The organism is Nitrospira calida (genome assembly GCF_976986435.1).
Window position 1 is genome coordinate 1,345,710 of record NZ_OZ335950.1, and the last position, 13,495, is coordinate 1,359,204.

The following is a 13,495-nucleotide window of genomic DNA, read 5'->3' on the forward strand; positions in this document are numbered from 1 at the left end:
GCCTTACGCGTCTTGCGCGTCGTGCCTCATCCATCACGGTGAAGAGGAGGGATAAACCTTGGAAGGCGTGTACACCCTGTTCGAAAAACCGCGCGATTCCGTTTCTTTTGATTCGATGCGGATCCGTATCGCCTCGCCGGAAAAGATTCGGTCCTGGTCCTACGGAGAGGTGAAGAAGCCGGAAACCATCAATTACCGGTCGTTTAAGCCGGAAAAAGACGGGTTGTTCTGCGCCAAAATTTTCGGGCCCATCAAGGACTGGGAGTGCAACTGCGGCAAGTACAAGCGGATGAAGCACCGCGGCATCGTCTGCGACAAGTGCGGCGTCGAGGTGATCCAGTCGAAAGTGCGGCGCGAACGGATGGGGCACATCGAGTTGGCCGCGCCGGTGGCGCATATCTGGTTCCTCAAAGGTGTGCCCAGTCGGATCGGTACGCTCCTGGACATGAGCCTGAAGCATCTCGAGAAGATCCTTTACTTCGAGAGCTATGTGGTCGTCGATCCGGGCACGACCAACTTGAGCGAGAAAGAACTCCTGACCGAGGAGCGGCTGCGCGCGCTTCAGCAAGAGTACGGAACCGGCGCCTTCAAAGCCGGAATCGGCGCCGAGGCGATTCGGGAATTGCTCAAGAAGCTCGACATCAATGCGTTGTGGAACGACCTCCATGTGAAAGCCAAGACCTCAACCTCCGCTGCCCTGAAGAAGAAATACGCCAAGCGGCTCAAGGTGATCGAAGCCTTCCGAAAATCGGGCAACAAACCGGAATGGATGATCATGGATGTGATCCCGGTCCTCCCGCCCGAGCTGCGGCCGCTGGTTCCGCTGGACGGTGGACGGTTCGCCACGTCCGATCTGAATGATCTCTACCGGCGCGTGATCAACCGGAACAATCGGCTGAAGCGGTTGATCGAACTCAAGGCGCCCGGCGTGATCATCCGCAATGAGATGCGGATGCTCCAGGAGGCTGTCGACGCGCTATTCGACAACGGCCGACGCGGGCGCGCAATCCGTGGCCCCAACAAGCGACCGTTGAAGTCGCTGAGCGACATGCTCAAAGGGAAGCAAGGGCGGTTCCGCCAGAACTTGCTCGGGAAGCGCGTTGATTACTCCGGCCGTACGGTGATCGTGGTGGGGCCTGAACTGCGGCTGCATCAGTGCGGGTTGCCCAAGAAGATGGCACTGGAGCTGTTTAAGCCGTTCATCTTCCACAAGCTGGAGGAGCGGGGAGCCGCGACCACCATCAAGAGCGCCAAACGCCTGGTTGAGAAGGAACGGCCTGAAGTGTGGGACGTGCTTGATGAGGTGATTCGCGAACACCCGGTGTTGTTGAACCGGGCGCCGACGCTGCATCGGCTGGGCATTCAGGCCTTCGATCCCGTGCTGGTCGAGGGCAAGGCCATCAGGCTGCATCCGTTGGTGTGTGCGGCCTTCAACGCGGACTTCGACGGCGACCAGATGGCCGTTCACGTGCCGTTGTCGGTGGAGGCGCAGGTCGAGGCACGCGTGCTCATGATGTCGATCAACAACATTCTTTCCCCCGCCAACGGGCGGCCGATCGCCGTACCGTCCCAGGACATGGTGCTTGGCTGCTACTGGCTCACCAAAGAACGGGTCGGCGCCAAGGGTGAAGGCAAAATTTTCGGTTCTCCCGAAGAAGTCCGTATTGCGTACGACGCGGGGGAAGTCGAAGAACATGCTCGGATCAGGGTGCGCATCGCGGGCACGCTCGTGCAGACGACTGTCGGGCGCGTGATCCTGGGAGAGATTCTGCCTCCGTCTATTCCGTTTGAGCACGCCAATCAGTTGATGACCAAGAAGGAAATGACCAAGTTGATTGACGTGGTGTACCGCCAAGCCGGTCATCGCGAGACGGTTGTGTTCTTGGACAAGATCAAAGATCTGGGTTTTCACTATGCCACGAAAGCCGGAGTGTCGATCTGCATCGACAACATGCACATCCCGACCAAGAAAGAAGAGTTGATCAGCAAGGCCCAGCGCGAGGTGAACGAGATTGAAAAACAATACGCGGAGGGGCTCATCACCAACGGCGAGCGGTACAACAAAGTCATCGATATCTGGGCGCACGTCACCGAGCAGGTCGCAGGGGAAATGATGAAGGAGTTGGGCGGTGGCGGCGATCCGGCCAAGCCCGAGTCGTTTAATCCAATATTCATGATGGCGGATTCGGGGGCGCGAGGTAGCTCCCAACAGATCCGACAGCTGGGCGGCATGCGCGGCTTGATGGCGAAGCCATCCGGCGAAATCATCGAAACGCCCATCACCGCCAACTTCCGCGAAGGATTGACGGTGCTGCAGTACTTCATTTCGACCCACGGGGCCAGAAAGGGATTGGCGGACACGGCTTTGAAGACCGCCAATTCCGGATACCTCACTCGCCGGCTTGTGGACATCGCACAGGACGTGATCGTCAGCGAGGAGGATTGCGGGACGAACGACGGAATTACGGTGACGGCGCTGGTGGAGGGCGGAGAAATCATTCAACCCCTCGAAGAACGCATTCTCGGGCGGCTGGCTGCGGAGGATATCCGCGATCCGGTCACCGGCGAGATCATCGTCAAGTTCAACGAGGAAATCGACGAGGAACGGACCAGGAGCATCGTTGAGGCGGGCGTGGACCGCGTAAAAATCCGGTCGGTGCTCACCTGCCAGTCGCGGCGCGGCGTTTGCCGGCGGTGCTACGGCCGGGACTTGGCCCGCGGCCGGTTGGTTGAGAAGGGGGAGCCGGTTGGCGTGATCGCGGCGCAGTCCATCGGTGAGCCGGGTACGCAGTTGACGATGCGAACCTTCCATATCGGCGGGACCGCGAGCAAAGTGGTGGAGCAGACAGTGCTCGAGGCCAAGCACGCCGGCGTGATGAAATTCATGAGCTTCGACGCGAAAAAGAACGCCGACGTGCACAATGCCGGTATCGCCGTCCGGAACAAGGAGGGCGAATGGGTGGTAATGAACCGCAATGCGAAGATCGCGATCGTCGATGAGACAGGCCGCGAGCGCGAGAAGTATCCCGTGGTGTACGGTGCCAAAATCAAGGTTAAGGACGGCGACCGGGTCGAACCTGGGCAGAAGCTCGTCGAGTGGGATCCGTATTCGTTGCTGATTCTGACCGAGGTCGGCGGCCGAGTGGCCTACGGCGACATTATCGAAGGCGTCACCATGAAAGAGGAGTTCGACGAAGTCACCGGGCTCTCCCGCAAGGTGGTCATCGAACACTCCGGTGCCACACTCCGTCCGCGGATCTCCATCAAGGACGACAGCGGCAAGACGGCGAAAACCCCGGGCTCGACGACGGCGGCCCGCTATTTGCTGCCGGTCGGTGCGCACATTCTGGTGGAAAAAGGTGCGGTGGTGCATCCCGGCGATGTGCTGGCCAAGATTCCGCGCGAAACGACCAAGACCAAGGACATTACCGGAGGCCTGCCGCGCGTGGCCGAGCTGTTCGAGGCGAGGAAACCGAAGGAGCAGGCCGTCATCAGCGAAATCGACGGAGAAGTGTCCTACGGCGGTTTTGTGAAGGGCATGCGCAAGGTCATCGTGGATAACAAGATGGGCGATGTGAAGGAGTACTTCATCCCTAAGGGCAAGCACGTGAACGTGCACGAGGGGGATTGGGTCCGCGCCGGAGAGCCGTTGATGGACGGATCGGCCAACCCTCACGACATTCTCGACGTACTGGGACCGAAGGAACTGCAGAAGTATCTCGTCGACGAAGTGCAGGACGTGTACCGGTTGCAAGGCGTGTCGATCAACGACAAGCACATCGAGATCATTGTCCGGCAGATGCTCCGCAAGGTTCGGATCGAGGACCCCGGAGACACCGAGTTCCTGCCGGGCAGCCAAGTCAGCAAATGGGTGTTCGAAGACGAAAACGAACGGATTCTGGCGAAAGGCGGCAAACCGGCGCTCGGCAAGCCGGTGCTGCTCGGAATCACAAAGGCGGCGCTCACGACCGACAGCTTTATCTCGGCTGCGTCCTTCCAAGAAACGACGCGCGTGCTGACCGAAGCAGCGATCAACGGGCGCGAGGACAAGCTGCTCGGTCTCAAGGAGAACGTGATTGTAGGGCGGCTGATCCCGGCGGGAACCGGGTTCGAGGAGTATCGCGACACGTTTGTGATCAGCGCCAAGCCGGAAGCGCACGTTCCGAGCTCGATGGAAGAGCCGGTGGCCATCGGGCAGGAGAGCGGTGGATCGATCCAAACGGATGCGGCCCGTTCGTAAGAACGGTCAATGGAAACCAATCTTGACAGCCGGGAGGTCCCTCATTATAATCCGGCGGCTTCGGTCGGACACGGCAGACGCCGTGAACGCGAATGATCAAGGTGAAACCTCACGATGCCGACGATTAACCAACTTGTCCGCATAGGCAGAGCGCAGGCGAAAGGCAAAACGAAAAGCCCTGCGCTCAAGGGCTGTCCGCAAAAACGAGGCGTGTGCCTTCGGGTGTATACCTCGACACCGAAAAAACCGAACTCGGCGCTTCGGAAGGTGGCCCGCGTTCGCCTGACGAACGGCATGGAAATTACAACCTATATCCCCGGCGTCGGGCACAATCTGCAGGAGCACTCCATTGTGTTGGTCAGAGGCGGTCGCGTCAAAGACTTGCCCGGGGTACGGTATCACATCGTGCGCGGAGCGCTCGATGCAGTCGGCGTCGCGGATCGAAAGCAGGGGCGGTCGAAGTACGGCGCGAAGCGGCCCAAGTAAAAACCGAGGGCTGACAGGGAATAGCTGAGAGATCGGCGGGAAGATCATGCCCAGAAGTCCGTTTCATGGTCATCGAGAGACGCTGCCCGATACACGGTTCCGGGACAAGCTGGTCGGCAAGTTCATCAACATGCTCATGCGGCGCGGGAAAAAGAGCACCGCGGAGCGGATCTGCTATGGCGCATTCGACCTGATCCAAAAAAAAACCGGCGGCGATCCGCTGAAAGTCTTTCGGGCGGCGGTCGACAATGTGAAGCCGGTGGTTGAGGTCAAATCCCGCCGGGTCGGCGGAGCCTCATATCAGGTTCCGGTCGAGATTCGCCCTGTCCGCCGGCTGTCGCTTGCGCTCCGGTGGATTGCGCAGTATGCCAAAGCCCGTGGCGGGCGAAGTATGGCGGAGAAGCTCGCGGCTGAGCTGCTTGACGCCTCGAACAACACCGGCGGAGCGGTCAAGAAGCGGGAGGACGTACATCGGATGGCCGAGGCAAACAAAGCCTTCGCCCATTATCGTTGGTAACGCAAATCTGTGCTGCAGTCGGGCCGTGCTGCGATTTGCAGGCAGGTGCCCCCTGTGTCGCAGCATGTATCTTCCAGGTCGGATTGCAGCACGGTTCTTTTTTTGAGGGATCACGTGGCTAGGCCGGCTCCATTAGAAAAAACGCGAAATATCGGCATCATGGCGCACATCGATGCCGGAAAAACGACGACGACGGAGCGGATCCTGTTCTATACGGGCCTAACGCACCGGATGGGCGAGGTGCACGAAGGTGCGGCCACAATGGACTGGATGGAACAGGAACGCGAACGCGGCATCACCATCACTTCCGCGGCCACCACCTGCTTCTGGCGCGATCATCGCATCAATATCATCGACACGCCCGGCCATGTGGACTTCACGATTGAGGTCGAGCGATCGCTCCGTGTGCTCGACGGAGCCGTGGCGGTGTTCGATTCGGTCCAGGGGGTCGAACCGCAATCCGAGACGGTGTGGCGGCAGGCGGACAAATATCGAGTTCCGCGGATCGCGTTCATGAACAAGATGGATCGGGTCGGGGCCGATTTCTACGCCAGCGTCCAATCCATCATCGATCGTCTCGGCGCCCATCCGGTGCCGATTCAGATTCCGGTCGGGCGCGAGGCCGAATTCCGAGGGTCCGTGGACTTGGTTTCGATGAAGGCTTATTTTTACGACGACGAAACCCTGGGCTCCACCTATACGATCGAGGAAATTCCGTCCGATTTGGTCGATCTCGCTAAAGAATATCGCGAGAAACTGATCGAGGCCGTCGCCGAGTTCGACGAGCAGGTGCTAGAAAAATACCTGAACGGTCATTCACTGACCGAAGAAGAGATTCGCCGGGCGATCAGGGCAGGGACGATTGCGATGAAGATTACTCCCGTGCTGTGTGGCTCGGCGTTCAAGAACAAAGGGGTCCAGCAACTCCTCGACGGCGTGGTCGATTATCTGCCTTCCCCGGTCGATATTCCGCCGGTGGTAGGGATCGATCCTTCGACCCATAAGGAGGTGCAACGGCGAGCGAGCGACTCCGAACCCTTTGCGGCGCTAGCCTTCAAGATTATGACTGATCCCTTTGCCGGCCAATTGACCTATTTCCGCGTCTACTCGGGAACGGTCAAGACCGGTGCGTCCGTCCTGAATGTGACCAAGGGCGTCAAAGAGCGGATCGGCCGCCTTCTGAAGATGCACGCCAATAAGCGCGAGGACATTGAGGCGGCCTATGCGGGCGATATCGTCGCCGCGGTCGGACTCAAGGGCACGACCACTGGAGATACGCTGGCTGACGAAAAGCAGCCGGTGCTGCTCGAGGTGATGAAGTTTCCTGAGCCGGTGATTGCCATGGCGATCGAGCCGAAGACGAAACAAGACCAAGAAAAGCTCGGGTTTTCGCTGCAAAAACTGGCGCAGGAAGATCCATCGTTCCGTGTGCGGACCGACGAGGAAACGGGTCAGACCATCATCGCGGGCATGGGCGAGCTGCATTTGGAAATCATCGTCGATCGTCTGCTGCGCGAGTTCAAGGTTGAGGCCAACGTTGGAAAACCCGAAGTGGCGTACCGCGAGACGATCCGGCGAAGAGCGGAAGCCGAGGCCAAGTATATCAAGCAGACCGGCGGACGCGGTCAGTACGGGCATGTCGTGTTGGCCGTCGAACCTTCCGAGCCCGGTGCCGGCTTCGAGTTCGTCAATAAGATCGTCGGCGGAGCGATTCCCAAGGAGTACATCCCGGCCGTGGAGAAAGGTGTCCGTGAGCGGATGGAAACGGGTGTGCTGGCCGGCTATCCGATGAGAGACATCCGGGTCACGCTGCTGGACGGCTCCTATCACGAAGTCGACTCGAACGAAATGGCCTTCAAAATCGCCGCGTCGATGGCCTTTCAGGATGCGTGCAAGAAGGCGGATCCTGTGTTGCTGGAGCCAATTATGAAGGTTGAGGTCCTAGTTCCTCAAGAGTATATGGGCGACGTCATCGGCAACCTCAACGGACGACGGGGCAAGATTCAGGGCATGAAGGTGCGCGCCGGATCTCAGGCAATCGAGGCGGCCGTCCCGCTCAGCGAAATGTTCGGTTATGCTACGGATCTACGATCGCGCACGCAGGGACGTGCGACGTACAGCATGGAATTTGACCGATACGAACAAGTTCCCAAGCAGATCGCCGAGGCCATCATCGCCAAATATCGAGGCGAGTGATGGGCATGTCTTCGGGCGAGAACGGGTCAGGCGAGAAGAGTTCATAAGGGGGAGGGTCGGGCGATGGCGAAGGCGAAATTTGAGCGGCGGAAGCCGCACGTCAATGTGGGGACGATCGGGCATGTGGACCACGGCAAGACCACGCTGACGTCGGCGTTGACCAAGGTGTGCGCGGATCGGGGCATGGCCAAGTTCGTGAGCTACGACGAGGTGGCCAAGGCCAGCGAATCGCAGGGCCGGCGCGACCCGACGAAGATTCTGACGATCGCCATCTCGCACGTGGAGTACGAGACCGAGAAGCGGCACTATGCGCACGTGGACTGTCCGGGGCACGCCGACTATGTGAAGAACATGATCACGGGGGCGGCGCAGATGGACGGGGCGATTTTGGTGGTGAGCGCGGCGGACGGGCCGATGCCGCAGACGCGGGAGCATATTTTGTTGGCGCGCCAGGTGGGGGTGCCCTACATCGTGGTGTTTTTGAACAAGGCGGACAAGGTAGACGACAAGGAGCTGTTGGACCTGGTGGAGCTGGAGGTGCGGGAGCTGTTGACGAAGTACGAGTTTCCGGGGACAAGATTCCGATCATTGCGGGGTCGGCGTTGAAGGCGCTGGAGGGGGATCCGGGGCCGCTGGGGGTGCCGGCGATTCTGAAGCTGCTGGAGGCTATTGACACCTACATTCCGACGCCGCAGCGGCCGATCGACAAGCCGTTTTTGATGCCGATCGAGGATGTGTTCACGATCAGCGGGCGGGGCACGGTGGTGACGGGTCGGGTGGAGCGGGGATCGTCAAGGTGGGTGACGAGGTGGAGATTGTGGGATTGCGGCCGACCCAGAGCACGGTGGTGACCGGGGTGGAGATGTTCCGCAAGGTGCTGGACGAGGGGCAGGCGGGCGACAACATTGGGGTGTTGCTGCGGGGCACCAAGAAGGAGGAGGTAGAGCGGGGATGGTGCTGGCCAAGCCGAAGAGCATCACGCCGCATACGAAGTTCAAGGCCGAGGTGTATGTCTTGACGAAGGAAGAGGGGGGGCGACACACGCCGTTTTTCAACGGGTATCGGCCGCAGTTCTACTTCCGGACGACGGACGTGACAGGGGTGGTGCAGTTGAATCCGGGGGTGGAGATGGTAATGCCGGGGGACAATGTGAGCATCACGGCGGAGTTGATTTCGCCGATTGCGATGGATCAGGGGCTGCGATTTGCGATCCGGGAGGGCGGCAAGACCGTGGGCTCCGGGATCGTCACCGAAATCCTGGCCTGACGCAGGGACAATTTGCTCCTATAGCCTCGCTGCCTGGAGTGAAGCGACATGGTCAAAGTTGATCAGCGGATCAGGATCAAACTCAGGGGGTTTGATTATCGGGTGCTTGACCAGTCCGTGGCCGAAATCGTTGAAACGGTCAAGCGGAGCGGTGCCAAGGTTGTCGGTCCGATCCCGTTGCCGACCAGAATCGAGCGTTTTACGGTGCTTCGGTCGACGCACGTGGATAAGAAGTCTCGCGAGCAATTCGAAATAAGGACGCACAAGCGGCTGCTGGACATTATGGAGCCCACACCCGAAACGATGGATTCGCTGATGAAGCTGAATCTGGCTGCCGGAGTGGATGTGGAGATCAAGTTGTGAGCGACCGGCATCGGCCATCGACCCAAGAAGTTGATGGCTAAGATCTGATTGTAGGGAGTTGTCTTGCCATGATTAACGGGCTCTTAGGCAAGAAGCTGGGGATGACTCAGATCTATGACGGAAGTGTCCTGACGCCGGTCACCGTGATCGAGGCGGGTCCTTGTCGGGTCGTCGCGGTCAAGACGCGCGAACGCGATGGGTACGAAGCCGTACAGGTGGCGTTCGGTGAAATTAAAGAGCGGAAACTATCCAAAGCCGAGTTGGGTCATCTGAAGAAGCATCAAGCTCCGCCCAGTCGATGGCTGCGTGAATTTAAAAAGCTCGGGGATGTGACGATCGGGCAGACAATCAGGGTCGATCTATTCAAAAAGGGAGAATGGGTCGATGTCGAGGGGATCTCCAAGGGCAAGGGGTACCAGGGGGTCGTGAAGCGTCATCACTATCGAGGGGGGCCAGAGTCACACGGATCGATGTTCCACCGGGCTCCGGGGTCGATCGGTAGCAGCTCGTTCCCTTCGCGGGTGTGGAAAAACAAAACGCTGCCCGGTCATATGGGCTCGGAGCGGGTCACTGTTCAACGGTTGAAAGTCGTCGAGGCGCGCCCCGAGGAAAACCTTCTGTTCGTGCGAGGAGCGGTTCCCGGGGCGGACAACGGCCTGGTCGTCGTGCGGAAGTCCAAAAAGGGGTAGGTCATGCCGACCGTCGACGTCGTGGATCTCAATAAGCGGAAGGTCGGCACTGTCGTGCTGCCGGAAGAAGTGTTCGGGTGCAAGCCGCAATACGCCTTGGTGCATGAAGCGGTGGTCATGCAGTTGGCGTGCGAGCGCCAAGGTACGGCGTCGACGCTGCGACGGGGCGAGGTGAGCGGGTCCGGGAAAAAACCCTGGAAGCAGAAGCACACAGGGCGGGCTCGTGCGGGGTCGATCCGGTCTCCGCTCTGGCGGCATGGCGGGACGGTGTTCGGTCCCAAACCGCGCAGCTATGCGGTGGCGATGCCGAAGAGGAAGTACCGCGCTGCGCTGCAGAGCGCTCTCTCGGCGAGACTCTCGGACGGGGGCGTGACGGTGGTATCCGATTTTGTGCTCGCGGAACCTAAAACGAAACTGCTGGCCAAGGTGTTGGCCGGACTGGGATTGCTGTCCAGCACGCTCATTGTGGCCGGAGAAAGCCATCATGATCTTGCCAGGGCGGCAAGGAATCTACCCGCTGTGAAACTCGTTCGACCTGAAGAGCTGAATGTGTATGATGTTCTGCGCTATGACGCCATTCTGATTCCGGAGCGCGAACTAGCTCGCGTGAAGGAGGCCTGGTCATGAAAACGGCGCTCCACGATGTCCTGGTTCAACCGTTGTTGACGGAAAAGATCACCTCGATGCGCGAGCGAGAAAACACCGTAGGGTTTCTCGTCCGGCGTGATGCCAACCGGATTCAGATCAAACGGGCGGTGGAAGCGCTGCTGAAAGTCAAGGTTGAGCGGGTCAATGTGCTGAATGTCCGCGGAAAAACCAAACGCTTGGGGCGGTTCATTGGGAAACGCCCCGACTGGAAGAAAGCGTTCGTGAAGCTGAAGCAAGGCGAAAAGCTGGAGCTCTACGAAAGCGCGTAATCCGGTTGCGCAGAAAGAAGCAGGCGCATACATGGCACTCAAAGCATATAGGCCGACGACGCCGGGGCGACGAGGGATGACGGCGCTGTCGGACGAGGGGTTGACGAAGAAGCGACCGGAAAAGGCGCTCACGATGTTCCATCACCGCACCGGAGGGCGAAACACCGACGGGCACATGACGGTTCGCTTTCGGGGCGGGGGGCACAAGCGCCTCTACCGCGTAATCGATTTCAAGCGCGACAAGGTGGGAGTCCCCGCCAAAGTTGCGGCGATCGAATATGACCCCAATCGCTCCGCCCGGATCGCGTTGCTCCACTATGCGGACGGAGAAAAGCGGTACATTCTCGCGCCGGTCGGTCTCAGTGTAGGCGATACAGTCCAATCCGGACCGTCGGCGGAAGTCAGGCCCGGCAACGCGCTTCCCTTGGGGAACATGCCGCTGGGGACGACGATCCACAACATCGAACTCAAGCCCGGCAAGGGCGGGCAGTTGATTCGGAGCGCTGGGGGGTTCGCCCAGGTGATGGGTCGTGATGGCGAGTATGTCCAGGTCCGGTTGAAATCGGGGGAAATGAGGCGGATACTCGCGACCTGCATGGCAACGGTCGGGCAGGTGGGCAATCTCGATCACGAAAACGTGTCGGTGGGCAAAGCAGGGCGATCGCGATGGCGAGGGCGCCGGCCGCACGTCCGTGGCGTGGTCATGAATCCCGTCGACCATCCTCACGGAGGCGGAGAAGGAAAATCCGGTCAAGGTAACCCCCATCCGGTGTCCCCGTGGGGATTGCCGACGAAGGGTTACAAGACGCGTCGGAACAAGGCGACAGACAAATTCATCATCGTCAGGCGAAAGTAATTTAGTAATTTGTTGTTAGGAGCACGCGATGCCCAGATCGGTGAGCAAAGGGGCCTTCGTGGACGCCCACCTGCTCAAGAAGGTGGAGCAGATGAACCAGACCAGGGAGCGCAAGATTATCAAGACATGGTCGCGACGTTCTACAGTGATCCCGGAGATGATCGGCCACACGTTCGCCGTGCACAACGGCAAGAAATTCATTCCGGTGTTCGTGACGGAGAACATGGTCGGCCATAAGTTGGGAGAATTCGCTCCGACCCGGTTCTTTAAAGGACACGGAGCGGCGAAAACTGAGAAAGCTGTTCCGCTGAAATGAGACGGTGTGCGCTTATCGTGAACCGTTACGCGTGCGAAGTGTGAGAGCTAGTTCCTTGCGGTTAGCGAAAGACGTGTAGCGAGGCGGGGGATGGCAGAGGCGAGGGCAATTCTGAGATTTGTGCGGGTTCCACCCCGCAAAGCACGGGTGGTCGTCGATTTGATTCGCGGACAGCAAGTTCCGAAAGCGCTCGCCCTCCTAAAGCACACTCCGCGCGCCGCCGCGAGAGTAGTGGAAAAGGTTCTGCGTTCGGCTGTCGCGAATGCGGAGCAGAAGGAACTGGGGGACCGCGAGGCGATGTGGGTCTCCAGGGCCTATGTCGACGGGGGGCCTATCTATAAACGGTTCAGGGCCCGGTCCATGGGGCGGGCCAACGCGGTACATAAACGGACGAGCCACATCACTATCGTGGTGGCTGCATCGGCGGGTGGCCGGACGAAATAGCAGGCAGGCTGACCAGAGGTCGTTTACTCGACACGGGAGGGGCACGCGGACCATATGGGGCAGAAAACACACCCGGTAGGATATCGGCTGGGGTACAACTACACGTGGAGTTCCCGTTGGTATGCGGGAAAAGAGTTCGCCAAGCTTCTTCACCAGGACATCAAGATCCGCCAGATGGTCAAGGAAAAGCTCTACCACGCCGGCGTGTCGAAAGTGGAGATTGAGCGCTCGGGGGATCAAACGCGAGTCATCATTCACACGGCCAGACCGGGAATCATTATCGGTCGAAAGGGGGCAGAGATCGATAAGCTCAAAGCTGCCTTGGAAAAACAATACGGAGGACAGGTTTACATCACGGTCAAGGAAATCAAGAAGCCCGAACTGGACGCGCAACTTGTCAGCGAAAACATCGCGATGCAATTGGAAAAGCGAGTGGCGTTCCGCCGGGCGATGAAGCGAAGCGTGCAGTCCGCCCTTCGACTCGGGGCTCAGGGGATCAAGATTATGGTCGCCGGTCGGTTGGGCGGGGCGGAAATCGCGCGGACAGAGTGGTATCGAGAAGGGCGGGTTCCTCTTCACACGCTGAGGGCGGAAATCGATTATGGGTTTGCGGAGGCCCGTACCACGATGGGGCAGATCGGCGTGAAGACCTGGATTTATAAGGGTGAATTGCTTCCCTCTCAACAGAAGGGAGGCGGTGGGATCGAGCGGCGCCTTGCGTGATTCGTGCGAATCGCCCGCCCGAACTCAGGTCGACGGAAAATCAGTCAGGGCTGAGGGGACTGTGTGCTAGCACCGAAGAAGGTTAAATTCAGAAAAATGCAGAAAGGCCGGATGCGGGGGAAGGCTTACCGCGGAGGGCAGATCACCCTCGGAGAATTTGGCCTCAAGGCGCTCGAGCCAGGATGGATCACGAGTCGGCAAATCGAGGCCGCCCGCATCGCCATTACGCGACATGTGAAGCGCGGTGGCCAGGTATGGACCAGAATCTTTCCCGACAAACCGATCACGAAAAAACCGGCGGAAACCCGCATGGGGAAGGGCAAGGGCAATCCTGAGTTCTGGGTGGCTGTGGTCAAGCCCGGCCGCATCCTGTACGAGATGGACGGTGTGACGCTGGAAGTGGCGCAGGAGGCCTTGCGATTAGCCGCGCACAAGCTGCCTATCGCGACCAAGTTCGTGACGCGCGGGCAGTTCTAGCGTAA

At 59.4% G+C, this 13,495-nt stretch carries 13 protein-coding genes and 1 pseudogene; all 14 read left to right on the forward strand.

Annotated features, from left to right (window positions below; translation table 11 throughout):
* The first annotated feature begins 58 nt into the window (after window positions 1-58).
* The 14 genes and pseudogenes from rpoC (at window position 59) to rplP (ending at window position 13,490) form a co-directional block, all read left to right on the forward strand.
* The gene (gene rpoC, locus ACWHTU_RS06645) at window positions 59-4,240 is read left to right on the forward strand and encodes a DNA-directed RNA polymerase subunit beta' (RefSeq protein ID WP_447862618.1); all 4,182 of its coding nucleotides are present in this window, start codon (window positions 59-61) and stop codon (window positions 4,238-4,240) included.
* Window positions 4,241-4,354: 114 nt separating this feature from the next.
* Complete coding sequence (rpsL, locus tag ACWHTU_RS06650) at window positions 4,355-4,726, forward strand: 30S ribosomal protein S12 (protein ID WP_447862619.1); 372 nt, start codon at window positions 4,355-4,357, stop codon at window positions 4,724-4,726.
* 46 nt (window positions 4,727-4,772) lie between these two features.
* The gene (rpsG, locus tag ACWHTU_RS06655; RefSeq protein ID WP_447862621.1) at window positions 4,773-5,243 is read left to right on the forward strand and encodes a 30S ribosomal protein S7; all 471 of its coding nucleotides are present in this window, start codon (window positions 4,773-4,775) and stop codon (window positions 5,241-5,243) included.
* Window positions 5,244-5,357: 114 nt separating this feature from the next.
* Window positions 5,358-7,439 (forward strand): elongation factor G, encoded by a 2,082-nt coding sequence (gene fusA / locus ACWHTU_RS06660; RefSeq protein ID WP_447862623.1) that lies wholly within the window; start codon window positions 5,358-5,360, stop codon window positions 7,437-7,439.
* 63 nt (window positions 7,440-7,502) lie between these two features.
* A pseudogene (tuf, locus tag ACWHTU_RS06665) lies at window positions 7,503-8,705 on the forward strand (elongation factor Tu).
* Between the two features lie 48 nt (window positions 8,706-8,753).
* A complete protein-coding gene (rpsJ, locus tag ACWHTU_RS06670) occupies window positions 8,754-9,068 on the forward strand; it encodes a 30S ribosomal protein S10 (protein ID WP_447862625.1) in 315 nt (104 codons plus the stop codon).
* 68 nt (window positions 9,069-9,136) lie between these two features.
* Window positions 9,137-9,757, forward strand: a complete 621-nt coding sequence (rplC, locus tag ACWHTU_RS06675) for a 50S ribosomal protein L3 (RefSeq protein WP_447862626.1) — start codon at window positions 9,137-9,139, stop codon at window positions 9,755-9,757.
* A gap of 3 nt (window positions 9,758-9,760) precedes the next feature.
* Window positions 9,761-10,384 carry a 50S ribosomal protein L4 gene (rplD, locus tag ACWHTU_RS06680; protein WP_447862628.1) on the forward strand — a complete coding sequence of 208 codons (624 nt, stop codon included), beginning with the start codon at window positions 9,761-9,763 and terminating at the stop codon, window positions 10,382-10,384.
* Window positions 10,381-10,674, forward strand: a complete 294-nt coding sequence (locus ACWHTU_RS06685; RefSeq protein ID WP_447862629.1) for a 50S ribosomal protein L23 — start codon at window positions 10,381-10,383, stop codon at window positions 10,672-10,674. Before rplD ends, ACWHTU_RS06685 begins: the two co-directional genes overlap by 4 nt.
* 31 nt (window positions 10,675-10,705) lie before the next feature.
* The gene (rplB, locus tag ACWHTU_RS06690; RefSeq protein WP_447862631.1) at window positions 10,706-11,530 is read left to right on the forward strand and encodes a 50S ribosomal protein L2; all 825 of its coding nucleotides are present in this window, start codon (window positions 10,706-10,708) and stop codon (window positions 11,528-11,530) included.
* A 28-nt stretch (window positions 11,531-11,558) separates the two neighbouring features.
* Window positions 11,559-11,846, forward strand: a complete 288-nt coding sequence (gene rpsS / locus ACWHTU_RS06695) for a 30S ribosomal protein S19 (RefSeq protein WP_447862633.1) — start codon at window positions 11,559-11,561, stop codon at window positions 11,844-11,846.
* Window positions 11,847-11,936: 90 nt separating this feature from the next.
* Window positions 11,937-12,290, forward strand: a complete 354-nt coding sequence (gene rplV / locus ACWHTU_RS06700) for a 50S ribosomal protein L22 (RefSeq protein WP_447862635.1) — start codon at window positions 11,937-11,939, stop codon at window positions 12,288-12,290.
* 54 nt (window positions 12,291-12,344) lie between these two features.
* On the forward strand, window positions 12,345-13,013 hold the full coding sequence (gene rpsC / locus ACWHTU_RS06705; RefSeq protein WP_447862636.1) for a 30S ribosomal protein S3: 669 nt from the start codon (window positions 12,345-12,347) through the stop codon (window positions 13,011-13,013).
* A gap of 63 nt (window positions 13,014-13,076) precedes the next feature.
* Window positions 13,077-13,490, forward strand: a complete 414-nt coding sequence (gene rplP / locus ACWHTU_RS06710; RefSeq protein ID WP_447862637.1) for a 50S ribosomal protein L16 — start codon at window positions 13,077-13,079, stop codon at window positions 13,488-13,490.
* The last annotated feature ends 5 nt before the right edge of the window (window positions 13,491-13,495 follow it).